The organism is Mesorhizobium sp. M2E.F.Ca.ET.219.01.1.1 (assembly GCF_004016445.2).
GTDB lineage: Bacteria > Pseudomonadota > Alphaproteobacteria > Rhizobiales > Rhizobiaceae > Mesorhizobium.
This window is the reverse complement of the sequence record NZ_SADT02000005.1, coordinates 1-23,398: the sequence shown is the minus strand read 5'-3', so window position 1 is coordinate 23,398 and position 23,398 is coordinate 1. Positions and strand designations below refer to the sequence as shown.

21 protein-coding genes and 3 pseudogenes are annotated in these 23,398 nt (G+C 62.0%); 11 read left to right on the top strand and 13 right to left on the bottom strand.

All coding sequences use genetic code 11. The annotated features are described in order from the left end of the window. Positions 1-140 precede the first annotated feature (140 nt). Positions 141-554 carry a hypothetical protein gene (locus EN862_RS23075; protein WP_127865867.1) on the bottom strand — a complete coding sequence of 138 codons (414 nt, stop codon included), beginning with the start codon at positions 552-554 and terminating at the stop codon, positions 141-143. Between the two features lie 286 nt (positions 555-840). On the opposite strand from EN862_RS23075, the gene EN862_RS23070 reads away from it, so the two are divergent. Further along, on the top strand, positions 841-1,221 hold the full coding sequence (locus EN862_RS23070; protein WP_127865866.1) for a hypothetical protein: 381 nt from the start codon (positions 841-843) through the stop codon (positions 1,219-1,221). 78 nt (positions 1,222-1,299) lie between these two features. Beyond that, complete coding sequence (locus EN862_RS23065; protein WP_127865865.1) at positions 1,300-2,760, top strand: multicopper oxidase family protein; 1,461 nt, start codon at positions 1,300-1,302, stop codon at positions 2,758-2,760. Here the strand turns inward: EN862_RS23065 and EN862_RS23060 are convergent. Next, positions 2,757-2,981, bottom strand: coding sequence for a hypothetical protein (locus EN862_RS23060; RefSeq protein ID WP_127865864.1), 225 nt, complete (start codon positions 2,979-2,981; stop codon positions 2,757-2,759). The genes EN862_RS23065 and EN862_RS23060 overlap by 4 nt on opposite strands. Before the next feature lie 734 nt (positions 2,982-3,715). Continuing rightward, positions 3,716-3,904: a hypothetical protein gene (locus EN862_RS37555; protein WP_348632089.1), complete on the bottom strand. Its 189-nt coding sequence runs from the start codon at positions 3,902-3,904 to the stop codon at positions 3,716-3,718. Here EN862_RS37555 and EN862_RS37550 point away from each other — a divergent pair. Genes EN862_RS37550 through EN862_RS23030 form a run of 6 tightly spaced genes read left to right on the top strand, consistent with a single transcriptional unit; the run spans position 3,842 to position 9,447 of the window. Continuing rightward, the gene (locus tag EN862_RS37550) at positions 3,842-3,994 is read left to right on the top strand and encodes a hypothetical protein (RefSeq protein ID WP_348632088.1); all 153 of its coding nucleotides are present in this window, start codon (positions 3,842-3,844) and stop codon (positions 3,992-3,994) included. The genes EN862_RS37555 and EN862_RS37550 overlap by 63 nt on opposite strands. Continuing rightward, positions 3,991-4,671 (top strand): isoprenylcysteine carboxylmethyltransferase family protein, encoded by a 681-nt coding sequence (locus tag EN862_RS23050; protein ID WP_127865862.1) that lies wholly within the window; start codon positions 3,991-3,993, stop codon positions 4,669-4,671. The genes EN862_RS37550 and EN862_RS23050 overlap by 4 nt, the downstream gene beginning before the upstream one ends. Continuing rightward, a complete protein-coding gene (locus tag EN862_RS23045) occupies positions 4,668-5,132 on the top strand; it encodes a hypothetical protein (RefSeq protein WP_127865861.1) in 465 nt (154 codons plus the stop codon). The genes EN862_RS23050 and EN862_RS23045 overlap by 4 nt, the downstream gene beginning before the upstream one ends. Before the next feature lie 4 nt (positions 5,133-5,136). After that, complete coding sequence (locus tag EN862_RS23040; RefSeq protein ID WP_127865860.1) at positions 5,137-5,844, top strand: ABC transporter ATP-binding protein; 708 nt, start codon at positions 5,137-5,139, stop codon at positions 5,842-5,844. A gap of 4 nt (positions 5,845-5,848) precedes the next feature. Further along, complete coding sequence (locus EN862_RS23035) at positions 5,849-8,212, top strand: ABC transporter permease (protein WP_127865859.1); 2,364 nt, start codon at positions 5,849-5,851, stop codon at positions 8,210-8,212. Positions 8,213-8,217: 5 nt separating this feature from the next. Further along, entirely contained in the window at positions 8,218-9,447 is a 1,230-nt protein-coding gene (locus EN862_RS23030; protein WP_127865858.1) for an HlyD family efflux transporter periplasmic adaptor subunit, read from the top strand. A 521-nt stretch (positions 9,448-9,968) separates the two neighbouring features. Here EN862_RS23030 and EN862_RS36970 read toward each other — a convergent pair. From EN862_RS36970 to EN862_RS23025, 3 genes are read right to left on the bottom strand one after another with little or no spacing between them, the layout of a single operon-like run. After that, the gene (locus EN862_RS36970) at positions 9,969-10,430 is read right to left on the bottom strand and encodes a hypothetical protein (protein WP_245454879.1); all 462 of its coding nucleotides are present in this window, start codon (positions 10,428-10,430) and stop codon (positions 9,969-9,971) included. Continuing rightward, positions 10,399-11,331 carry a shikimate kinase gene (locus tag EN862_RS37435; RefSeq protein WP_245455306.1) on the bottom strand — a complete coding sequence of 311 codons (933 nt, stop codon included), beginning with the start codon at positions 11,329-11,331 and terminating at the stop codon, positions 10,399-10,401. Before EN862_RS37435 ends, EN862_RS36970 begins: the two co-directional genes overlap by 32 nt. After that, positions 11,291-13,762, bottom strand: coding sequence for a hypothetical protein (locus EN862_RS23025; RefSeq protein ID WP_245455307.1), 2,472 nt, complete (start codon positions 13,760-13,762; stop codon positions 11,291-11,293). Before EN862_RS23025 ends, EN862_RS37435 begins: the two co-directional genes overlap by 41 nt. Before the next feature lie 422 nt (positions 13,763-14,184). Between EN862_RS23025 and EN862_RS23020 the strand changes: the two genes are divergently transcribed. After that, complete coding sequence (locus EN862_RS23020) at positions 14,185-16,767, top strand: EAL domain-containing protein (RefSeq protein ID WP_126057614.1); 2,583 nt, start codon at positions 14,185-14,187, stop codon at positions 16,765-16,767. Between the two features lie 314 nt (positions 16,768-17,081). Here the strand turns inward: EN862_RS23020 and EN862_RS36305 are convergent. Continuing rightward, positions 17,082-17,595, bottom strand: a pseudogene (locus EN862_RS36305) (transposase); the annotation flags it as partial. 122 nt (positions 17,596-17,717) lie between these two features. On the opposite strand from EN862_RS36305, the gene EN862_RS23010 reads away from it, so the two are divergent. Then, positions 17,718-17,930 carry a hypothetical protein gene (locus EN862_RS23010; RefSeq protein ID WP_126057615.1) on the top strand — a complete coding sequence of 71 codons (213 nt, stop codon included), beginning with the start codon at positions 17,718-17,720 and terminating at the stop codon, positions 17,928-17,930. Then, positions 17,830-18,112 (top strand): annotated as a pseudogene (locus EN862_RS23005) (transposase); the annotation flags it as partial. The gene EN862_RS23010 and the pseudogene EN862_RS23005, both read left to right, overlap by 101 nt. A 298-nt stretch (positions 18,113-18,410) precedes the next feature. Here EN862_RS23005 and EN862_RS23000 read toward each other — a convergent pair. From EN862_RS23000 to EN862_RS22970, 6 genes and pseudogenes are all read right to left on the bottom strand, one after another. Then, a pseudogene (locus EN862_RS23000) lies at positions 18,411-19,193 on the bottom strand (sensor histidine kinase); the annotation flags it as partial. Between the two features lie 29 nt (positions 19,194-19,222). Next, positions 19,223-19,855: an Hsp20/alpha crystallin family protein gene (locus EN862_RS22995; protein ID WP_126057616.1), complete on the bottom strand. Its 633-nt coding sequence runs from the start codon at positions 19,853-19,855 to the stop codon at positions 19,223-19,225. Between the two features lie 531 nt (positions 19,856-20,386). Continuing rightward, positions 20,387-20,611 (bottom strand): DUF982 domain-containing protein, encoded by a 225-nt coding sequence (locus tag EN862_RS22990; RefSeq protein WP_245454712.1) that lies wholly within the window; start codon positions 20,609-20,611, stop codon positions 20,387-20,389. 627 nt (positions 20,612-21,238) lie between these two features. Continuing rightward, positions 21,239-22,054, bottom strand: coding sequence for a hydroxymethylpyrimidine/phosphomethylpyrimidine kinase (locus EN862_RS22980; RefSeq protein ID WP_126057617.1), 816 nt, complete (start codon positions 22,052-22,054; stop codon positions 21,239-21,241). Then, complete coding sequence (locus EN862_RS22975; RefSeq protein ID WP_126057618.1) at positions 22,045-22,650, bottom strand: thiamine phosphate synthase; 606 nt, start codon at positions 22,648-22,650, stop codon at positions 22,045-22,047. Before EN862_RS22975 ends, EN862_RS22980 begins: the two co-directional genes overlap by 10 nt. Next, positions 22,647-23,398 (bottom strand): thiazole synthase (locus tag EN862_RS22970; protein WP_135913271.1); only part of this gene is annotated, 752 nt, incomplete at its 5' end. The genes EN862_RS22975 and EN862_RS22970, both read right to left, overlap by 4 nt.

The window sequence follows — 23,398 nt, the reverse complement described above, 5'->3', positions numbered from 1 at the left end:
CTTCTCACGGTCAAAAGCCTCGCCGTCGGGCCTCGGCGATACACCGCCGCGCATTCCATGATTTGAAGGATGGCGGCGACCGGCTTACTCGCCACCAATTCGATCTGCTTGGACTCACCCCCGCAATCGCCTTGAGCCGGTTAACGCCAAAGGCAGACCTTGACGTCCTTTCCGATATAGCAGGCGCCTTCGCGGCGAAGCTCTCCCCAATCGCCCACCTCGCCATGCGTCTCGCGAATGTCCCCGTTGGCATAGCCTGCCCAAGAATCTCCGTCCTTGTAGACGACGGCCCAGTAATCCTTCGACATTTCACCGGCCCCGCTATGCGTGTCGGGATAGTCGATACCTGCGAAAACCTGGTTGGGCCCCTGGATGTTGAAATCGCCGCCCTGCTCGATCTGATAGGAGCATTTTCCGGAGATGCGGGTCTCGCCGTGAACGACAAGCAGGCAGCGGCCCCATTTGTAACCGCTCGGCAGACGATGCTGTGCCGCGTGCGAAGGCGAGACGGAAAACGCAATTGCCAGGGCAGCCGCGATGGTTCGCGCCGTCAACAGTCGATCCGAAAGGCGACCGGACACCGTTGGATTCCGCCCAAAGCGCATGTCAAACGATCCTCCGCAGGATGATCCCTTGAGATCATACCATTATCGACGATGGTCGGATTTCTGTCACGCGTATGTGTGCCGCTTCACGACTTTCCAGAGCCTTGAGCCCTTTGATCTGGAACAAAACCCGGCTCACGTCTCTGGGATATGATTAACCCCAAGATGGCGTTCGCCGCCACTTGGAGGTTTAATTGTGGATTGGAAAGGCATCCGGACAAGGCTGGGCGTTCAAATGAAGCGCTGGTCAGGATTCGACGGTTCGCGTTGGCTCGCCGTCTGCTTCGCCTTGCTGATGGCGTTCACCACCGTCCTTTCCAGCCATGCCAATTCGGCCGCGGCTCCGCTTGGCGCCCAGTGGGCCGCAGAGCATAATCATGGCTCCGCAGCGATCCGACATAGTGGTTCCGCCCCGTGCAAGGATTTCGGCCATGCGCGCCATCAAGGCACATGCTGCATCGCGGCTTCAAGCTGCTCATTCTGCGTCCCGGTTGACGTCCATCTCTTCGTCGCGATTTCGGGAAGCCATCCCGTCGCGACGGCGCCGCCTTTCGTATCCTCCCCAAGTGACGTGCCTGTCGGGCTGCGCCCTCCAAAGCTCGTCGTGACCGCCTGAGCGCACGCGCGCCCTCGCGTTCGTGCGCTTCGCCGCCGGTCAATCCGGCCCTCGAGTCACGAACATGAGAGCTTTGCAATGCAATCCATATCCCGTCGCCAGGTCCTGGCATCCACGGTGGCTGCCGGCGCCGCGGGCGTCGTCCTGCCGCTGATCTATCCCCGCGCTGTACAGGCGGCCTCCGCGAGCGTCATCCGGGCAGATACCCGCGTCATCGAGGTGGCCGGCCGTGCCGCCAATGTTTTCGGTCTCGTCCAGCCCGACGGCACCCATGGGCTTGTCACCTCGGCCGCCAATGACTTCCAGGTCCGGCTCGAAAATGCGCTGAAAGCACCAACCTTGATCCATTGGCACGGCCTGACGCCGCCGCTCGGACAGGACGGCGTGCCCGACCTGCCGCAACCGTTGCTGCAGCCGGGCCAGTCCTATGACTACAACTTCCCCATCGCGACCCCGGGCACGCATTGGATGCATGCTCACACGCTGCAGGAACAGCAGTTGCTTGCCGCGCCGCTGGTCGTCACGGATCCTGCGGAGGCAAGCGCGGACGAGCAGCCCCTGGTGGTGCTGTTCCACGACTTCAGCTTCAAGACGCCTGAGGAACTGCTGGCGGGGCTGACCGGATCGGCGCCCGCATCGGCAAACGGTGGCATGGCCGGACACTCGATGTCGGGCATGTCAGGCATGGACATGCAAGGCATGTCCAGCGGGCAAGGCATGGCCATGCCGATGGACGTCAACGACATCCAATACGACGCCTATCTGGCGAACGACCGGACGCTCGACGATCCACAGCTGTTTGCTGTGGAACGCAACGGCGCGGTCCGGCTGCGCCTCATCAACGGCGCGACCGCCACGGCATTCTGGATCGACACCGGGTCGATCGAGGGCGAAGCGATCGCTGTCGATGGGAATCCCGTCACGCCAGTGCGCGGTCGCCGCTTTCCGCTCGCCATGGGCCAGCGCCTCGACATCCGGCTGCGTATTCCGGACGAGGCGGGAGCCTGGCCGATCCTGGCGCTGCGGGAGGGCAGTGTCGAGCGCACTGGTTTCGTGCTGGCGACCAGGGGCGGCGCGGTAAAGCGCATCGCGCCGGCTGGCGACCAGGTGACAGCCGCGTTCGACCTTGCATTCGAGTCCAGCCTCGTCGCCGCCAAGCCCCTGGCCCTGGCGTCCGCGGACCGGAACCAGGCCATCGAGATTGGCGGCACCATGCAGGGCTACTCCTGGACGCTCAACGGCAGGACATGGGGCGACCATAAGCCGATCGCCGTTCGAAAGGGTGAGCGCATCGAACTCGTCCTGCGCAACGCCAGCATGATGGGCCATCCCATGCACCTGCACGGCCATCATTTCCAGGTTGTCGCCATCGACGGCCGCCGCTTCGCGGGAGCCGTGCGCGACACCGTCTGGCTGCCGCCGATGCGCGAGGTGACGGTGGCGTTCGACGCCGCCAACCCAGGGACATGGGCGTTCCACTGCCATCACCTCTATCACATGGCGACTGGCATGATGACGGTCGTCGACTACGCCGCCTAACCGATTTCAAGGACAGGACCATGAGACAGAATGATATGAATACCCTCTTCGGGACCTTGGCGGTCGGAGCAGTCCTCGCTCTCTCGGCGCCCGTTCTCGCGAACGATGCCCATCATCCAGTCGGCAGCGGAGACGCCTCGCCGCTCCCTGCCAAGCGCCGGCTCGGCGACGCGCATGATGATGGGCGGTTCGATGTCTAACACCATGATGTCGAACGGCATGATGAAGCCCCCACGAGGGAGTCGATTGAATTGACGCACATCAAAGCGCATTTGGGCTGAAGGGGCGATCATGCACAAGGTGAACGGCTTGGAAGCCTTGCTGTGCTTGGACGATCTTGTCACATTTGGCAGCGAAACCATCGGACCGCAAGCGGTACCTTCGGTGCGATCATGGTTGCGTTCGGGCTTGCTCTTTTCCTCTTTCTGACGGGGTCGGCGCAAGCGCACGAGTTCGGCGCATCGCCAGACTTTTTGTCAGCCAAGGTCGTCCAGTCAATTGCTGATGGCAAGGCGGGCCGGCTGGCCTCGGCGGCCGTTCTGCCGGCATCAAATCCGGACGAGTCAGGTTGCCATGACGGCCACGCCAATTGCGGCCAGTGCAGGGGTGGACATTGCTTCGGTTGTTCGGCAGTTGCTCTAGCAGCCTCCCCTGTTGTCGCCTCCGCAGCTAGGCCCGGCGCCCCAGCTTTCTTCGATCAATCCGGTTTCGCGCTGACCAGGCCTGACGAAGCCTTTCGGCCTCCTCGTTCCGTTCTCTGAAGGCCTGCGCCGTGAGCGAGCCAGGAAACGATCCTGGCAAACGGCGGCTACTCGCCCGAAGAAACGCCGATCTTCCGACCGGTGAAACCGTCGCCGTCGAGTTGATCCCCAAGGAACAAGGCGAGTTCGGATTCGCATGCTCCAGAGGCATGTTCCGCGGCGGCCGCCTCATCGTCGAATAGGAGACCTAGATGTCAATGCATGACCATTCGGACCATGACCAGCCGCAAGGCTCCTTTCTGACGTCCCGGGCAGGCCTTGTCCTGCTTGGCTTCCTTGCGATCGGCGGGTTCCTGCTCTTCACCGAGCACCGCGCCCATGTGCTTGGCGCGCTGTTCTACCTGCTGCCGCTCGGCTGCGTCTTCATGCACTTCCTCATGCATGGAGGACACGGTCATGGAGGCCATGGGCATGGAGGACATGGGCATGGAGGCGGCCACCGCAACCGGTCAGACGAAAGGAATTCGTCATGAGCACCGACATGCAGGCCTACGGCCTCTGGAGCCTGGTGATTGTCAACTCCGCCGTCTTCATCCTGTTCGCCTACAGCTTCTTCAAGCCACAGACCGGGCGAGACTGGCGTTCGTTCAGTGCGTTCAGCGCCTTCCTGGTTGCGCTGTTTGCGGAGATGTACGGCTTTCCGCTCACCATCTACTTGCTCTCCGGCTGGCTGCAGTCCCGCTATCCGGGGATCGACTGGTTCTCGCACGATGCCGGGCACCTTCTGGAAATGATGTTCGGCTGGCGGATCAATCCGCATTTCGGCCCCTTCCATCTGCTGAGTTTTGTCCTGATCGGCGGTGGGTTCTGGCTGATCGCGGCCGCATGGAGGGTTCTCTACGACGCGCAGCAGCACCGCTCTCTCGCGGTAAGCGGACCGTACAGCTACGTGCGCCACCCGCAATATGCCGGCTTCATCCTGGTGATGCTGGGTTTCCTCGTTCAGTGGCCGACGCTGCTGACGCTGGCGATGTTCCCGGTGCTGGTCGTTATGTATGTGAGGCTGGCACGAGCCGAGGAGCGTGAAGCGATTGCCGAATTCGGCGACGTCTACCGCAAATACGTGACACAGGTTCCGGGGTTCATTCCAAGTTGGAACCGGTTGTCCGGCGGGTCGGTCGGCGGCCCTGGACGAGGCCTGGCGCCATGACGCAGCACCGCCGATCCTGGCCGTTCTCGGCGATCCTGCTCGTCGTCTTCGGTGTGGCGCTCGTCTGCATCGGCGCCTTCTTCATGTTCCTTCGGCCGCCGCTCCTGCCGGAGGACATGCGGTTCGTCGGCCTGTCGCTGCAACAGCTTCAGGCCGAACAGCCACGCATGGCATCATGGCTCGAACGCGTGTTTCAGGTGCTTGGCGGGTATGCCGTCGCCTCGGGCATTCTGACCGTCACGATCGCCGCGACGTCGTTCCGGCGGCATGAGCGGTGGGCTCTTCTGGGCGTGCTCGCCGCCGGCGTCGCCTCAATCGGATGGATGGTCGTTGTCAACTTCGTCATAGGATCCGATTTCCGGTGGGCCTTGCTGGCTATCGCGATCCTATGGGCCGCGGGCGTGGGTATGTTCCTGGTCGAGCTCAGGCAAGCTGCCATGCGGGCAGGCAGGGCGGAGTGATCGCATGTCCGACCTTGTCTTCACCGCGAAGGACCTCGCCAAGACCTACGTCTCGGGCGAGACGCAAGTGCACGCGTTGCGCGGCGTGAGCCTGGAGATTTCGGCAGGGGAAGTGGTCGTCCTGCTCGGGCCCTCGGGCAGCGGAAAATCGACCTTGCTCAACATCATGGGCGGGCTCGATCACGCGAGCAGCGGCGAGCTGTTCTTCAAGGATTTGCGGCTGACCGACCTCGACGACCGGGGGCTGACATCCTATCGCCGCCGCCACGTCGGCTTCGTGTTCCAGTTCTACAATCTGATCCCGAGCCTGACGGCTTACGAGAACGTCGCGCTGGTGACGGAGATTGCCGACGATCCGATGCGCCCCGAGGAAGCGCTCGCTCTCGTCGGGTTGGAGTCGCGCATGCATCATTTCCCGGCGCAGCTGTCGGGCGGCGAGCAGCAGCGCGTCGCCATCGCCCGCGCGATCGCGAAGCGTCCGGAGGTGCTGCTGTGCGACGAGCCGACAGGCGCGCTCGATTCCAGGACAGGCGTTCGGGTGATCGATGCGCTGATGAAGGTCAATGCCGAGCTCGGCACGACCACCGTCATCATCACCCACAACGCCATCATTCAGGAGGTCGCGCACCGGGTCCTGTTCTTCAGCGACGGCCAGATATCGAAGGCCGTCACCAACGAGGCCCGGCGCGCTGTCGCCGAGCTGCAGTGGTGACGCCATGCGCGCCCTGGACATAAAGCTGTTTCGCGATCTCGTTCGCCTTTGGGCGCAGGCAATGGCCATCGCGCTGGTGGTCGGCGGCGGCGTGGCAACGCTGCTGCTCGCCGTCGGCTCCTACCGTTCTCTCGATGAGACGAGGACGGCCTATTACGAGCGCTACCGCTTCGCCGATGTCTTCGCCACGGTGCGGCGGGCGCCGAAAGCTCTCCTCGGCCGGATCGCCGAGATTCCAGGTGTGGCGACCGTCGATGCACGCATCGCGCAGTTCGCACTGCTCGAAACACCGGGTCTGACGGCTCCGGCCACCGGCGTGGTCATCTCGCTGCCCGAGGTCGGCGAGGCGAAGCTCAATCGCCTCTATATGCGTGCGGGCCGCACACCAGATCCGAGCCGGGACGATGAGGTCGTCGTCAACGAGACCTTCGCCGAAGCGCATCGGTTCACCCTGGGCTCGGGCTTCGCGGCGACCCTCAACGGTCGCAGGCGCGATCTGACGATCGTCGGCATCGCGCTTTCTCCCGAGTACATCTATGCCGTCGGCCCCGGCGACATCATGCCCGACGGCCACCGCTTCGGCGTCATCTGGATGTCCGAACGGGCTCTGGCCAGCGCCTATGATCTGGAAGACGCTTTTTCGTCGGTGTCGCTGAAGCTGCTGCCGGGAACGTTGGAGCGCGAGGTGATGACGCGTCTCGACAGCCTGCTCGATCGCTATGGCGGGCACGCTGCCTACGGGCGCAAGGACCAGACGTCGCATGCCTGGCTCGACCACGAGCTCGACATGCTCAACAACATGAGCCGCACGCTGCCGCCGATCTTCCTGCTGGTTTCGGCGTTTCTTGTGAACCTCACCCTCAGCCGCCTCGTTTCGCTTGAGCGCGAACAGATCGGACTCCTGAAAGCGCTCGGCTACCGCAATGCCGGCATCGTCCTGCACTACCTGAAATTTGTAGGCGTCATCACGGCGGCCGGCATCGTCATCGGCAGCCTGATCGGCACCTGGCTCGGCAGCTATGTGACCGGAGTGTTCGCGGACTTTTTCCGCTTCCCGTTTCTCCTGTTCACCAAGAGCCCCGATCTCTACGTCGCGGCGGCGGGACTGAGCGCGCTTGCCGCGGCAATCGGCGCGCTGCGAGGCTTGCGCGAAGTCGTCAATCTGGCTCCCGCGGTTGCCATGCAGCCGCCGGCTCCGCCGGTTTTCCGGCGAACGCTGCCATTGAGCCTCAGCGCGGCCGGCCTTGTCTCGCAGCCGATGAGAATGATGCTGCGCAACATCGCGCATCATCCAGTTCGATCTTTTCTCACCGCATTTGGCATGTCGCTGGCGACGGCGATCCTGATCGTGTCGCTCTTCACGAAGGGCACGATGGAGCAGCTCGTCGACGTTACCTACTTCCTTGCGGATCGACAGGACGCCACTGTCAGCTTTTTCGAGAAGCGCCCTCGGGAAGTGGCCTTCCAGATTGCGAGGCTTCCCGGAGTGCTGAATGCGGAATCCTATCGAGAAGTCCAGGTCCGCATCCGGAATGGCCATGTCGAGCGCCGCATCATGATCCGCGCCAGGCCGCGCGGGGCGGAGCTCAACCGTATCATCGATGCGGACCTGCGGCCGGTGGTCTTGCCGGAATCGGGCCTCGCGATCTCGGCCATGCTGGCCAAGATACTGAAGGTGCGGGTTGGCGACACCGTCGAGGTCGATCTGCTCGACAGCGAGCGCCGGACGGTCTCGCTTCCGGTGGCGGCGCTGGTCGAGGACTATCTCGGCATGCGCGGGATGATGGATGAGGAAGCGCTCGCCAGGCTGCTGCGTGAAGCGCCGATGGCGAACGGGGTGAGCGTCAGCCTGGACAAGACCAGACAGGATGAGTTCTACGCGGCGGTCAAGGCCATGCCGGTGGTGAGCAGCCTAGCTCTGCAGACGGCGTCCCTCGCCACGTTCCGCGACGCCGTGGCACTTCTGGTCACGACGATGTCCAGCATCTACACGGGGCTCGCGGCCGTGATCGCGTTCGGCGTGGTGTACAACAACGCGCGTGTCTCCCTGTCCGAGCGAGCCAGGGAACTGGCAAGCCTGCGCGTGCTTGGCTTCACCCGCGGCGAAGTGCTCGGCATCCTTCTGCTTGAACTCGCGCTGTTGACCCTGATCGCGCAGCCGCCGGGCTGGGCCCTCGGCTATGGTCTTGCCTGGATCATGAAGACGAACCTGGCCGGCGAACTGATGCGTGTACGCCTGGTTGTCGAGCCTGCCACTTATGATTTCGCCAGCGCGATCGTCGTTACGGCGGCTGTGCTCTCCGCCCTGATCGTCCGCAGGCGGGTTAATCAACTCGACCTCGTTGCTGTTCTCAAGACGCGGGATTGAAGACCATGCGCACCAAATCGGTGACCAACTGGATGAAGAGAATCGGTGGCATTGCGGCCTTCGGCCTGATCGCGGCGGCCGCGGTCTGGTTCGCATGGCCGCAGCCGATTCCCGTCGACCTGGCGACGGTAACCAAGGGTCCGATGGAGGTGACCGTCGACGATGAAGCCAAGACCGAGGTGCGGCACGTCTATACGATGTCGGCGCCGATCGCCGGCAAGGTGCTCAGGATTTCGCCGCCGCATCATGTCGGAGACGAGGTGGCCAAGGACGAGACGGTGGTGGCGGTCATGCAGCCGACCATCCCCGGCCTTCACGATGTTCGCACGCACGAAGAGCTGCTGGCGGCGCTTGGCGCGGCAGAAGCGGCCGTGACGTTCGCGGAAGCGGAGCTGAAACGCCTCGAGGCGGCGCTTGCATATTCGCGCACCGAACTCGATCGCGCGGAAAGGTTGGCCAAGTCCGGAGCGATTTCGCAGAACGCCCTCGACAAGGCGAGGTTCGAAGTCGACACCAACGAGGCAGCCTCGGCGAGCGCGAAGGCGCAGGTCGAAGTCCGGCGCAATGAACAGGCGATGATGCAGGCGCGGCTCGGCCAGCCTGCCGGAGATGTTGCACAATCGGATCCGGCCTGCTGCATCCAACTTCGTGCGCCGGTGAGCGGCCGCATCCTGAAGATCGTTCAGGAGAGCGAGGGCATGGTCCAACCGGGCGCGCCGCTTGTCGAGATCGGCGATCCGCGCGATCTGCAGGTGGCGGCGGACCTGCTGTCGACCGATGCGGTCCAGATCAGGCCCGGTGCCTTCGTTCGTATCGATGGCTGGGGTGGGCCCTCGCTTCATGGCAGGGTGACGCGGATCGACCCGGCCGGGTTTCTCAAGGTCTCGGCGCTAGGGATCGAGGAGCAGCGCGTCCACACCGAGATCGATATCGTCGAACCCGCCGAAATGTGGTCGCAGCTTGGGCACGACTATCGCGTGATCGTGCACGTGACGAGCTGGCGCGGCGCCAATGTCCTTGGCGTCCCGGTAGCGGCGCTGTTCCGGCAGGGCGATGACTGGGCCGTGTATCTCGCCGAGGCCGGACGGGCGCGCACGGCCGTGGTCAGGATCGGCCACCGGGACAACAGGATGGCCGAGGTCGAATCCGGTCTGTCGGAAGGCGATCGGGTCGTGCTGCACCCGAGCGACCGGGTGGGCGACGGCGTGACCGTAAGCGAGCGGAGCGTTCAATAGCTCGGTTGGCCTGCAAGCTGTCCGGAGGACGTCCCGCTTCGCGTTGAGAAGAATTCGCGGACTTGTCCTGCGAAGCTCGGAGAGCGAAGCAGGATGGCGGAGAGGGAGGGATTCGGTTTCACGCCTATCCTGCTGAAAATGCTAATCTTTTCGCGCTTTTTGTTACGCAGTTTGTTACACTGCTACAACTGCGATTTACAATCGCTCTTTTGAGCTCGCCTGCCCAATCCATCTTATCTGTCGAAACCGACGCAATGGCGCGGCGGTGGATTGGGTCACTCTGTCATAGTATCCGCGCTTCATTAAGTTGACGATGCCGTTTAGACTCGGAGCTGATCCTTTCCGGTCGATCACCAGGATTTGGCGCGCGACCCGGCACCGGCGGTTCGTCTTTGTACGTTTGTGTCATCCAGGCCGGATCAACTCGGCCATCAGGCTTCTCACGACTTATGCATGCGTTTCCCACTTTTATTAGCATTCGGTGCGAACCCGCACCCTGCACCAAACCTGCGACGCCTAAGCTATCGTCCTCGACTTGAGCGTTCCCTGCTTCTCGTGGAAGACGCTAAATTCGCTCGTGCGTTATTGCCGGCCAGCAAAGGCTGCGGGTCGGCGGTGAGGGTGTCGAGGAGCGGCGGCCGTTCCCTTTCACTCAATAGTGCCGCCGGCGCCTGGATGGTTTCCACGACGCCGCCCCCGCAATCGTAGCCGTTGTGATGATCATCGTGCATGCGCTGAGCTGTTGGGGACATGCTGATGGCGGTGCCGGAAGCACCGGAGACATGTGATATCTCGGCAGCGGGCAGAGCGGCTTCTCTGTCGCTGCACAGGAAAGCGTAGAGTTCCTTCACGCAAATGCGGGCGTCCTTCTTGTCTTTTTGAAAGGGCGGGACGAGGGGCAACCTGATATCGGCCTTTTGGTAGAACGGACTGCGCTCTTCGTACAGCTGGTCAACCTTCTGCTCGATGTCGGCGCCTTGCAGCAGCGGCCGGCTGGTGTCCCTCTCGAGGCGCCTGCGGAGCTCTTTCAGCTCGGGTGTCGAGCCAGATCGACCTCGCCTTATTAAGAATCAGGGCTTGATTGGACTCCTTGCCAAAGCAGCCGCCGCCGGTTGCGATGACGATGGGGCCTCTCTCCAGCTGCTTGGCGAGCTCTTTGGTCTCCAGGTCCCTGAAGTGCGCCTCGCCACGGCCAGGGTCGGCGAACATCTCCATCAGATTGCCGTGATCGGCGACGATATGCTTATCGATGTCGACAAACTCCACCCCCAACTCCTTGGCAAGCTGGGCGCCGATGGTCGACTTGCCGCTCGCCGGCATGCCGACGAGCACGACCGGCCGCGTACCGAGGGCCGCGAGGATCTCGCCGGCTTGCGGCGAGCGAGCGACCGCAATCTGTTGTCTTGCGACGATGGGCGACCTGGAGGTCCCTGCCGCCCTCGACCTGCTTTCTCCTGACGAGTCCCAGTGTAATATCTCCCAGGCACCACGGGGAATGGGGACTAGCTGTGAGCTCTGCGCGCGGTGCGCGAGCTCGGCCCGATAACTGGCCGGTGTAGGGAACTCGACCTCGAAGCGATAGTTCTGCGCGGTTCTGAACGCCGTGTGAACGCCGCGTAACCGCGGCCTGTCCATCCTGATGACCCAGTTGGTGGTCTCGACCTCGCTGCAGTCCCGCTCCTCGAAGGCCAGTGCCGCCTTCCTGAAGGCGCGCGTAAAAGCCTCGTCCGGGATCTCGAAGACATGGCGCACGGCATTGGTGACCAGTTGGGCCTCCGGCGCCGTGCTCACGCTCTGGCCGGTCAACTCGTCGGCTATCCAGACCTGCCCGCCCGACCGTTGGTCAAGATGCGGCACCTTCACCTCGATGCCGTCCTGCCGCAAAAGCTCGGCAACCGCATGCACAATTTTTGGTAATCGCGCTTTCTTGCGCTTCGGCGGGGGCGGCTTCGAGCCTGGCCCGCTCAAGGGCCTGTTCGCTGCTCAGCGTTATCGTGCTGGCGCGGTCGTCTTCGGCCGAGATTGCTAAGGCGCTGAGCAGAATGCGCTTTTCGACGGCGAGTCTGATCGAGGCCTCCATGACCGATGCCGCCAGCGTGGGGTTGTCCTTCAGATCCGCCAGGCTGCCATCGACGTCGAACCGGCCCTGGTGGAGCTTTGCCGCCTGCGCCTTGACATATGGCGCCGACTTGAAGCCCGGCCTCTGCTCCAAGAGCCGCTGCAATTCGGTGGTTTTTTGCATGAACACCCGCGCACCGGTATCGGACTTGTAGGCGTCAGTGCCGACCTTGATGCCGACGCTCAACAGATTGATGGCGCTTTCATGCAGCTTGACTTCCGACTGCTCATGAGCCGGCTCGCTATTGAGCTGCAGGTTCCAGTCCTGGAGCTCGGCCACTAACAACGCGGCCAGTTCGCAGGCCACCGGATGCCTGGCGGCCTTGCTGTCTTCCCTCGCCCTGGCGATGAGCTCATGGAGGGCCTGGCCATCCGGCCGATCTTCCTGCAACAGTGCGCGGATGTCGGCCTTGAGCTCATTATGAATGCCCTCGTAGGTGCCGAAGATGGCACGCTCGGCAAACCAGCGTTGCGCCTCCAGCGGCTGCGCCAGCACGTTGCGCTGCAGGCAGCTGTAGGTCTCCAGCACCAGCCCGGTGGCCGACAGGATCTGCTTGGACCGGGTGAACTGGTAGCCGCTTTTCTCAATGGCCGGCGTGTGCGACTTCGGCGGCTTCATCGAGGCGATGCCGCGCGCCTGCAGCTGCGCGTCGAACTGGCGCACATGCTCGTAAAGGCGAGGCTGGTCGCCAATGATGACGACGGTGTCGCCATCAAAATCGCCGTCGAGCATTTTTTGTTCGACGCTTGGAACCGCAACCAAAGAGCCGGGCGCGAACACCTCCGTCGCCTGCAGGATGCCGACGCACTCGAGCGCGGTGTCGGCCTTGACCCGGTCCTTTTCCTCCAGCCAGTACGAATGGCACTTTACGTCCTCGGCAGACATCACGACCCCGCGCTCGGCGAAGTCCGCCGGCCACATTTCGTCGGGCACAACGATCAAGATGCCTTTGGCAAAGAAGGTCGGATCGTCGGCGGCAAGCCCAGCCCCCGACCTGTGCGCGAAGTTGAAGCTATATTGGAAGGCCACGCACCGATCCAGGAACGCCGCGGTCCGGTCGCCATCGCGCGCCGACCTGACCCGGTCGGCGGCGAACGGGCGCAGGTTGGGCTTGTCATAGGGGGAGCGTCCGACAAGCACGCCAGCGTCACGGGTCAAGGTCTTGCTCTTGCCCGTCGGCACATGCAGGCATTCGTCGCTGGACGGCACGGCGATAGCGCTCGAACCCTCGATATGCCCGCCCGTGACCGTCCGGAACAGCTCCTCGGCGGTGAGGCTTTGATGGGTTTCGAGCCAAGCCTGAGCCTTCTCGCGGGTCTCCTGTGCTACCTCGACGCTACGCGGATAATGTTGCAGCGCCGAGGGCGGTACCGCCGATTGCCTTTTATCGGCATAGGCAGGCATCCGCTCGGGAGCGTCGTGGCGAGCCCGGGCAATGGACGGCATGCGCTCGGCCAGTGAGGCCCTAATGAAGCCGCAGCCGTCATGCGGCCGCAAGGCGATCTCGCCGTCTCGCCCCTCGAACCGGAAGGGATGCACTGCGCCTGCGGGATGGTCGGGCAGAAGGGACAGCTTGAAGCACCCTTCCAGCGCATAATCATGGGGGCCAATGTCGGGGATGCCCGGCGGCGCGGCAAATCCGCGGCGCTGGGTATAGTAATAGGCTTCCTTGAACGGCGCCCAGGCCCGCGACAGCTGCTCAAAGGCCGTACCCGGAGCCGTCTCGGCATAGGGGATCGCCAAAAGCTTGCCGCTTGGGGCCTCTGCGGCCGTGAAAGGCAGGTGAGAGGCAAGCTGGTTCAGGCTCTTTTGCGGCGGCTTCAGTTTGCTGCCGCCGAACAGGTCCATGCGGTAGGGCACGCCCTCCACGGTGAACGTGCGTGTCAGCATGGCTCCAGTCGGAGTTCCCTTTAGCTGCACCGCCACCACCTTCACCGCGCCCGAGGTCAAGCGGTGGAAAATGGAATAGCGCAACTCGGCTTCGCTGGCCAGCGGCCGGCCTTGCATGTCGACCACCGGCAGCCGCATCAGTCCGGCATCGCCTTGCGGCGGTCTCGGCTCGTGGTCCATGGCCTGAAGGACCCGATGGACATCGAAGCTGGAGGCTGCATGCTGGGCCTGGATCATCGATGCGTTCTGCGCCATGAAGGTGTCGAGCGCTTCGAGCGGCTCCTTCGCCTCGATCTCGGCGATCACGCTCGAGTTCGCGCACCGCCTCGGCGCGCGCCGCGGCGCTCCTTCCTCGGCTGATGAACACTGCCGATCATAGATTCGACTGCCAGCCTCAAAGCCCCATCGTCGTGCATAATATGGGCTGGCCTCGCTACATTCGAAGGGGATCGAAGGCCGATCCCACGGTGCGGTGAAAGAAGCTGCAAGCGGCTTCCAAGACTAGGTGCGAGCACCTCGATCTCATTGTAGGCCCGTCATCGGATCATATGGAAATCGGTGAGCTTCATCCGCCGGCCTTTTACAACGTGGTTTGGTCGATCCTCTAGGGGATTACGCAGTCTTAAGCCAGCATTAATACCTTAGACGCGACACTAGGAATACTTTTACTATTCGCTAAAGCTCGATGCTATTTGACGAGGACTGGTCTTGCGTTTGCAGTTTTCTAGATGAGAGGGCTAAAGGACATTAGCGTCGGGACCAAGCTCTCGTTGGGCTTTGGGCTGGCGCTGCTGTGCGTCGTGGCCGTGGGAGTATTTGGGGTCGCGCAACTGCGATCACTCAACAAGGTCACGAGCGAGATCACCAGCGTTTGGTTGCCCCAGGTCCAGATCGTCGGCGAGATGAAGCGCAACCTCGCGGAACACCAGCTCTATGCGACGTTGCGCGTGCGCACTGCCGAGGCTGCGCAGATAGCCGGCATTGAGAAGGAGATGGCGAGGGAAAGCGACGAAATACTGCAAGGTCGGCGCGCCTATCGCCGGAGTGCCGGATCGCTGGCCGAGCAGCAGCTGTTCGACCAGTTCGTCAACCTATGGACGGCCTACGAAGATTCCCTGACATCGATTTTCCCGCTCCTCGAAACAGGAGGGCGAACAATGGCTGTCAAGGAGTTCGAGACGGTATCGCTCCCGACCGTTGCCGCCGCCACGCAGCGATTGGACGACCTGCTGGCCCTCACCAACGAGCGCAGCACGGCCGCGGCGGTGATGGCGGACAGGACCTACACCGTTGCGCAAAGATTGACTTGGCTGGCAGTTCTTTTTGCCGCCGGGTGTCTTGGTGGGCTTGTCGCCTGGATACGCCACAATGTCAGCAAGCCGATCCTCGCCGTGACCGAGGCGATGCGTTGCTTGGCGCAGGGCGAGCGCCGTTCGAGTCTCATTGCGCTGAAAAGGGATCGGCAGGACGAGGTTGGAGTGCTGTTCTCGGCCTTTGCCGGCTACCGGGCCAGCCTGGAGCGCAGCGATGCCTTGGCCCGAGAAGCCGAGCTGGAGCGGCAGCAATTGGCCGCGGCCGCCGCCAATATGCCCGTAGGGCTTTGCATGTTCGATGCGGAGAGGCGGCTGGTTCTGTGCAACCAAAGCTACGCCGATCTCTACCATGTGCCGGAGCCCCTGACTCGTCCCGGCACGCCGTGGATCGATTTGATGCGGTTCCGGATCGCGGCGGGCCTCTATGCCGGCCATGACCCGGAAAAGTATGTGCAGCAGCTGACGGAGACCATCGATCGCGCAGAGCGGACGGTGAGCCTGGTGGAACTCAGGGACGGACGCACCATCGACCTCATCCATCAGCCACTGCCGGGCGGCGGGTGGCTTGCCACTCACCATGACGTGACCGACTTGCGGCGGAGCGAAGCCAAGATTTCATACATGGCGCGCCACGACGGACTTACCGAGCTTCCAAATCGCATATTGTTCCGCGAACGCGCCGAGGAGGCTTTGGTCGAGATGCGGCGTGATGGTAGCAAGATTGCTTTCCACTGCCTCGATCTCGATCATTTCAAGATGGTCAACGACACGCTGGGGCACCCGGTTGGCGACGCCTTGCTGAAGGAGGTCGCCGCCAGACTGAAACAGGTGGCCCGTGAAGGCGACACCGTGGCAAGGCTCGGCGGCGATGAGTTCGTGATCATTCAAACCGCGGTTGATCAGCCGGTCGAGGCGACAGCTCTTGCCCAACGGGTCATTGATGGGCTGAGCGCACCTTATGTCGTCGATGGCCACGGGGTTATGATCAGCGCCAGCATCGGCATCTCGATCGCGCCGGACGATGGCATTGACGCCGACCAACTTCTCAAGACCGGCGACATGGCGCTCTACCGGGCGAAGGCGGAAGGCCGCGGAACCTACAGGTTCTTCGAACCGGAAATGGATGCGCGCATGCAGGCGCGGCGGTTTCTCGAACTCGACCTGCGCGAAGCGGTGGTGCGGCAGCAGTTCGAAATCTACTACCAACCGCTCCTCAATCTCGACCGCGGCGAGGTCAGCTGCTTCGAGGCGCTGCTGCGCTGGCATCACCCGACGCGCGGCATCGTATCCCCGGGAGAATTCATCCCGCTGGCCGAGGACATCGGCCTCATCGTCCCGATCGGTGAATGGGTTATCAAGCAAGCCTGTCTCGACGCGGCAAGCTGGCCCGGTAGCATCAAGGTCGCCGTCAATCTGTGCCCGGCGCAATTTCGCAACGCGCGCTTGCTCTCCACCATCGTCGAGGCATTGGATATCTCGGGACTGCCCCCCAGCCGGCTTGAGCTTGAGATCACCGAGACAGTGCTGCTGGCCAACAGCCAGGCGACTCTCTCGATGCTGCAACATATCCACATGCTCGGCGTTCATATCGCGATGGACGACTTCGGAACCGGATATTCGAGCTTGAGCTATCTGCGCTCGTTCCCATTCGACAAGATCAAGATCGATCAATCCTTCATCACGGACGCCGGAGATATCGACAGTTCCGTCGCCATCATTCGAGCGGTCACGAGCCTCGGCAACAGCCTCGGGATGCAGACCACCGCCGAGGGCGTCGAGACCGTGGAGCAGCTGGAACGGGTCCGAAGAGAAGGCTGCACCGAGGCGCAGGGCTTCCTGCTCAGCCGCCCGCTGCCCGCGCGGGACATCCCCGCGATGCTGGAGCGGACCCGCGCCGTGGTGGCGGGCGAGATCATTGAGACCGAACCCGAAACGTCAGGCGAGCGAGACACGGACAAGCCGGGCAGGCGTCGCAGTAGGGCGTCTGTCCCCGCCTAACCGGGATGCAAGCGAAAAACAGTGCCAACGAACATGAGTTTGCCGGCCTAGTTCAGGCCGCCACTCGGATCATGTCGATAGCGGGTGTGTAGGTCGGCGCGGCTCGAAATTAGGTGTGCTGAGCGCCGGTCAAAGTGGGATTAGCTTGTCATATCGATTATGGGATCCAGGTTGAACCCGACTTGCAGGACTCTGCTCGTAACCGAGCAGATCAACCTCACATTCGGTCGCTGCTCTTCACGGCTGCACCAACATCCCGCCTACGGCCGCTGGGCTCGGGCGACGAGACCATTCTGAGTGAGCGGCGTTTTATATACCCGTTCGGTCGTCAGTACCTTGCGTTCACGACAGATACGCCGGCGATCCTCCTGCTCCGGTGTTGGCTCTTTGACCATTGCACATATGCGCGGTTCGCCTCGCTTGAAGGCAAGGAGAGACGAGCGTTTCACCATCGATCTTATCGGTTTTGGCTCGGCGACTGCGACGAGACACTGCGATAGAAGCGGGATCAACGACGTAGCTCTCGATCCCCGCCTTGCTCAGAACCCGATGGATCCAGGAGCCATCGAGCCCGGCTTCCTGGATAGCGACGACGGGGAAGTCTGGCCCCATGCGTGCTCTTGCCTTCTCTCGCACGCTATCGAAGCGACGGAACAAGGCGGATAAATCACCACTGGGGACACTGTGTTTCGACAACTTCTCGCCGCCACCTGGCGACAACGACGAGATCAGCCAGGTTGAACGGCTGAGCTCCAGCGATACGAAGATTGCGCCCAGACCAGTCCGGATAGCAGTCAGAGTTTCGGATCGGTCGGCCACTACATGCATGGTGTTCCTCCGCGGGGTGTTTGTTAGCAGCGTCACTCTGCCAGAGCACGCGCCGCTATCCATCCGTCGCCATGGGATCTGGTGATTGTTCATGTCGCCGATTCCCGCGAAGGAACGCCACCATGACCAAGATTGAAAGTAAGACCGCCAGCGCTGCCGTCAAAGACATTCTGCTTTCAGACCCGGACGGACTTCACGAAATGATCCGTGCGGTGATGCAGGAGGTGCTCGAGGCCGAGATGGACGACGGTGGAGGAGACCATCGAGCGCACGCTGACCTTCTTTTGCCTGCCGCGCCAGCATCACAAGCATCTCAAGAGCACCAACATGCTTGAACGGCTCAATGAGGAAATCCGCCGGCGCACCTATGTCGTGCGCATCTTCCCCAACGCCGAAAGCTGCCTGCGCCTCGTCAGGGCGCCGGCTGTCGAAACCAACGAAAACTGGATGGAGGCCCTACATCAACATTGACGACCTGCGCGAGCACAAGAAGCTCGCTCTACGCCAAGCCGCATGACCAGCATCGTGGCCGCCCCATTTTGCAGAACTTGACGCACACAACCGCCACTTCGAGTTTACCGACCGCACCGAGTCATCCACGCAAAGACCTGCGCAGCGTCAGCTTCAGAGCTTGGTCCCACCGGCTGAACGCCAAAAAAGCGGATCTTGGCCATCGGAAGCGCCCTCAACCGACTGAGAGGTTTCGGCTTATGCGATGCGACTGGCAGTCCTGCGCTCCGGGGACAAGGCCGTGGCGGCAGAAGATCCCCTGGACATCAGGCGATGTCCGGAAGGCAGCATCGTAGTAACGGTTTTTACGCCGCTCGCGGCACGCGCGAGGTGAACGTCGCCCGGGTGACCGACACGCTGGTGCCGTCAATATCGCTGATAATCTCCACCCTGGCCTCCAGTTGTTTCACCAGTGCTTCGACGATGGCTGTTCCAAGTCCGGTAGCCGGTACGTCGTTGGCGATCTTGCCGACGCCATTGTCCGAAACCGTCAGTTTCCAGTCACTGCCCGCGGTCTCGTAGCTCACCTGGATGCGAGCGCCGGTTCTCTTCTTGGGGAAAGCATATTTGATGGCGTTGAGCACGAGTTCGGTGACAATTAGTCCCAGACTGACTGCCCTTTGCGAATCTATCCTGCCGCCTTCGGCCATTACGGTGACCGTGATCGGCTGGGCTTCGCCGACCATCGACGAGGCGAGGCTGCTGCACAATTTCGGTAGGTAAGAGCCGACATCGATCTCGTCGACGCCGGCGGAGGTGTGGAGATGGCGTTGCACCTCGGCCACGGACAGAACGCGCTGATGGGCGTCCTTGAGATGCTGGCGCGTCTCTTCCGACGTCACCGAGCGTGCCTTCAGCAACAGGATCGAGGCAATGATCTGCAGGCTGTTGGCAACCCGATGCTCCATCTCGCGCAGCAGGACGTCTTTCTGCCGAAGCAGGTCTTCGGTGCGACCGAGCAGTTCTTCCTTCTCCCGCTCGATGATACGACGGGCCGTTATGTCATTGAAGGCGAGAAGGATGGTGATGGCCGAACTATGGTCGTAAAGCACCTTGCGGGCATTGAGCAGCATGGTGCGACGGCCGATCCGCGTTCCTGAGCCATGCTTGCCTCCCTCTATCCCTTGATCTGGATCTTCTTCGGCCGATCCGCCTCCGGCCGGTGCAACTCGACTTCGAGCAGCCCGTTGGCGAAACGCGCCTCGACCCGTTCCGGGTCGACGCGGAATGGCAATTGCACTGTCCGGGAGAAGGTCCCATAGGCGCGCTCACGGCGGTGCCAGACGGATTTCTCGTCCTCCGTTCGAGGCTCGCGCGTTCCCTTCAATGTCAGAATGTTCTCGCGCACCGTGAGGCCGATTTCGTCAGGTGATATCCCCGGCAGTTCCGCGGCCACCGCCACGCTGTCCTCGCCAGTCCAAAGATTGATCGGCGGAAACTCCTGAGCGGCGCTGGCGGTCAGCCCGGCCAAACGCTGGTTTACTTCCTGTTGCATGCGCCGCATTTCCACAAACGGATCGAACCCGATGCGGCCGAAATCCGACAAAAGCATGTACATCCTCCTATGATTCACGACCTTGCATGATTGCCACGCGCGACACGTGCGTGCGCACCGGAAGCGGAATCGATCGATGGCAACAGGAGGGGCGATCAGCACAGAGACCGAGCGGCCCGATCGCGCAACCTCGCAGAATGCGAGAAAGAGGGGTTCGGGCAGACGCCGGAACACATCCTCCTTGCGAAGCGACATGAACCGAACTCGATCCACCGTAGGGCCGGACCGTCATTCCCGTGCCAGGACCCGATAGCGGCATCCGGCTTTATCATTAGGTGGCCCCAAATGGCCTTTCACGAGGTGATCTTTGACATTCCACCAGTCACCTCTTCGGCAACAGCGGGGTCCCTTCGAATCCGTAGCCACGTTGCCTCTAGTCGCTGATTTGGCTTCCCTTTGCGCAACTGTCGGGATCGACGAAGCGTCCCGAATTGCACCGCGGTTCGATCAACTGATCGCAGGCGACGCGCCGCATCGTCATGGTAGCTGACGAATGAATCGGCATGACACGTCGCAGTGACCGAGACATCAAGCCAGCACCTATGTCGGCTTGCCGCAAGTCAAAAGAATCCAGCCCTGCGTGCCGCGTTCGCTGACCTTCGCCAGTGACGCCATTTGCATTTCGGCCGGACAGATGGGCACAGACATGTGCAATTCCCGCATCGCCCATTATTGGAACTCACAAGGCGGCGTTCTTTCCGTCTTGGCGAGCAGCGGGCCAACGCGTTACCGGCGGTGATCTTCCTGCAGCTTTAAATCAGTCGCCACCAACGACGAAATCAGATTTGGCCAGCACGCCGGCAATCCTGGCAAATCCCACAATGCTTGCCGCGCCTGCTCGGGTGTCATCTGTCCGGCGATCGCTGCGTTGCTGCTTCTCACCGCGCAACTGAATACCGGTCCCCGACGCGCTTTTGGCCACTGATTCAGGAATACGAGCGCTTCGCGCACTGTGTTGATGTCGTGACGACGTCGTTGGTCTTAACCTGGACCGGCGATAGGAAAGCCAGACCGGTTATTCTTACCTCCCTGCGATCGCACGCTGGATCTTTCATTCGGTGGTTGGTTGCGTGACAGGTTTCGAACGTTAGGTCTTGTTTTCTCTGGAAGATCGGGCTGTACGACATAATCCAAATGTTGCGACGCAGCGAAGGCTTCTGCTGGTTCCCGAGTTGAAAAAGCCAGTTGCACCTGGATGAGTGTGTCGCCGCCACCCAATAGCCCATCAGATGTTCAATGGCAGGCGGCGTCCGACGCTCGAACAGCAAGCGCCACGGCCGGCGGGTAGCCGATGCCACAGCTTTGGAGCTGCCCCGGATACTATTATAAGACCGATTGACGCGGGGCTCGACGCGTTTGCGGCAAATAAGCTCGAGTGTGGACAGAGATGTGACGTTCTATTGAGTCGCTGACCCAATCGGTAGCGACCTGGTGATCCACGCAACCAATTCCGGTCGTTTCTGTCACTAAGAACTCGATATTCGCTATTTGCACCTCGAAAGTCGCATAATTGGCAGTGAGAAACTCAACGCGTTGTGAGGATGGCATAGAGAAGCAGTAGCCCCTTCTCTAGTCTCGCTACGGGAAAAATTCTGGAAAATGGGTCTGCTTGGCTGGACGCAGAACGCTGTGGTTATTCAGCCGGCATTTCTGAAGCCTCTCCAAGACAAACAGCTTGCCTTCGCGCACGCTGTCTTCGAGCGGCTTCGGCTTCGCCAGATGCGCCGCAATCGCGCTGGCCAGCATGCAACCTGTCCCGCGCATCGATGTGGCAAGGCGCGGTGCATCGAAGCGGATGGGTTCGTGCCCGGAGCGTAACAGAATATCGGTCGACCGGGTTCCCGACGCATGCCCACCCTTGATCAGCAGGGCTTGAGGGCCGGCGGCCAGCAGTCTTTTTCCTTGTTGGAGCGCTCCGTCCTCATCCACTGCCAGTTCGGAGCCACTAAGGAGCGCCAGTTCAGGGAGGTTGGGCGTGACAATGCAGCAAAGCGGCATAAGATCGCGCTTCATGGCAGCGATAGCGCCTGCTTGCAGAAGTGCGCGGCCTGAGGTGGAGGCCAGCACAGGGTCGAGTACTGCGGGGACATGCGGAAATTTGCGCAGCACTGCGGCAACGGCAACAATGATCTTGGCAGTCGCCAGCATGCCGATCTTGATTGTGGCCACGTCGTTGGCCTGCAGCGCGGCGCACATCTGATTGGCCACCAGGCTAGGTGGCGAATAATAGATTTCGATCACGGCGTCATGCGTTTGCACCGTTAGCGCTGTGACGGCGAGACAGGTGCGCACGCCAATGGCAGAGATCGTCTCGATATCGCGTGCAATTCCAGCACCGCCACTGGAGTCCGATCCACCGACGACAAGCACATGTGGTTCTCGCCTCAGCGCCATTGGTCCGTCTTTTCGATCCATTCTCGCGTGCGCGCCTCGGGGTCGTCGTTGAGCGTGATGTCGGTCACCACCGCCGCGCTGTCCGCGCCAGCCGCAAAGACACCGTCGAGCCGCTCAGGGTTGAGGCCACCAATGGCGACCAATTGAAACGGCGCGACCTGGCGCTTCCATTCGCTGATCCGTTCGACCCCTTGCGGCGCCCATTTCATCTTCTTCAGGATGGTCGGATAGATGGGTCCAAGCGCTATGTAGTCAGGCTCGGCGGCCATCGCCGTTTCCAGCTCCTGATGATCATGTGTGCTCAGTCCGAGCCTTACGCCGGCTGCCCGTATCGCCAAGAGGTCAGCGGTCTGCAAATCCTCCTGGCCGAGATGTATGAAGTCGCAGCCTTCCTCGATTGCCAGGCGCCAGTGGTCGTTGACGATGAGTTGGCACTGGTATCGAGCACACAAGGCCTTCGCGGTGCGGATCTCCGCGCGCAACCCAGCCTCATCCACGGTCTTGATGCGCAGTTGCAGAAGCCGGACTCCGAGTGGGACCAGCCGTTCGATCCAGGCAGCGCTGTCGACGATCAGATAAAAGGGATCGAGCTTCATGAAAAAACGGCCCTGCCGACCATCGGTGTCGATGGCACGGCGACGTCGCGCGGTTCGAGCATTCCCGAACTTAACGCCTCACGACCGGCGTCGACCGCCTTACCGAAAGCACGCGCCATGCCGACCGGATATGCCGCCTTGGCGACCGCTGTGTTCAGGAGCACGGCGTCAAAGCCGAGTTCCATGACGGTGGCCGCGTGCGACGGCCGTCCGAGCCCCGCATCCACAATCAGCGGGACGCCAGGGAAATATCCGCGCATCGAGCGCAGCGCCGTCATGTTGACCGGTCCCAAGGCGGAACCGATCGGTGCGCACCACGGCATCAGGACCTTGCAGCCCGTTTCCAGCAGCCGCTCGGCGACAACGAGATCGTCGGTGGTATAGGGGAATACCGCAAAGCCGTCCTCGCACAGGATGCGGGCGGCTTCAACCAGACCGAACACATCCGGCTGTAGCGTGTCGTGATTGCCGATCACTTCGAGCTTGATCCAGTTGGTGCCGAAGACCTCGCGCGCCATTTTCGCGGTGGTGACGGCTTCCTTGACGGAGAGGCAGCCGGCGGTATTGGGCAGGATTCTGGCGCCCAGCGAGCGGATCAACGACCAGAATTGTTCGCCGGCTCTACCGCCCGCCATCTCACGCCGCAACGAGACGGTCACCACCGACGTGCCCGACGCCTTGACTGCATCGGCAAGGATGGCCGGCGAAGGATATTGAGCGGTGCCGAGAAGCAGGCGCGACGAAAGCT

Coding starts and splice junctions, on each gene's coding strand:
- EN862_RS23070 (WP_127865866.1), top strand. CDS start 841: ATGAAGCGCTGGTCAGGATTCGACGGTTCGCGTTGGCTCGCCGTCTGC.
- EN862_RS23065 (WP_127865865.1), top strand. CDS start 1,300: ATGCAATCCATATCCCGTCGCCAGGTCCTGGCATCCACGGTGGCTGCC.
- EN862_RS23060 (WP_127865864.1), bottom strand. CDS start 2,981: ATGCCGTTCGACATCATGGTGTTAGACATCGAACCGCCCATCATCATG.
- EN862_RS37555 (WP_348632089.1), bottom strand. CDS start 3,904: ATGCATGAGGAAGTGCATGAAGACGCAGCCGAGCGGCAGCAGGTAGAA.
- EN862_RS23050 (WP_127865862.1), top strand. CDS start 3,991: ATGAGCACCGACATGCAGGCCTACGGCCTCTGGAGCCTGGTGATTGTC.
- EN862_RS23045 (WP_127865861.1), top strand. CDS start 4,668: ATGACGCAGCACCGCCGATCCTGGCCGTTCTCGGCGATCCTGCTCGTC.
- EN862_RS23040 (WP_127865860.1), top strand. CDS start 5,137: ATGTCCGACCTTGTCTTCACCGCGAAGGACCTCGCCAAGACCTACGTC.
- EN862_RS23035 (WP_127865859.1), top strand. CDS start 5,849: ATGCGCGCCCTGGACATAAAGCTGTTTCGCGATCTCGTTCGCCTTTGG.
- EN862_RS23030 (WP_127865858.1), top strand. CDS start 8,218: ATGCGCACCAAATCGGTGACCAACTGGATGAAGAGAATCGGTGGCATT.
- EN862_RS23020 (WP_126057614.1), top strand. CDS start 14,185: ATGAGAGGGCTAAAGGACATTAGCGTCGGGACCAAGCTCTCGTTGGGC.
- EN862_RS23010 (WP_126057615.1), top strand. CDS start 17,718: ATGACCAAGATTGAAAGTAAGACCGCCAGCGCTGCCGTCAAAGACATT.
- EN862_RS22995 (WP_126057616.1), bottom strand. CDS start 19,855: ATGTCGCTTCGCAAGGAGGATGTGTTCCGGCGTCTGCCCGAACCCCTC.
- EN862_RS22980 (WP_126057617.1), bottom strand. CDS start 22,054: ATGGCGCTGAGGCGAGAACCACATGTGCTTGTCGTCGGTGGATCGGAC.
- EN862_RS22975 (WP_126057618.1), bottom strand. CDS start 22,650: ATGAAGCTCGATCCCTTTTATCTGATCGTCGACAGCGCTGCCTGGATC.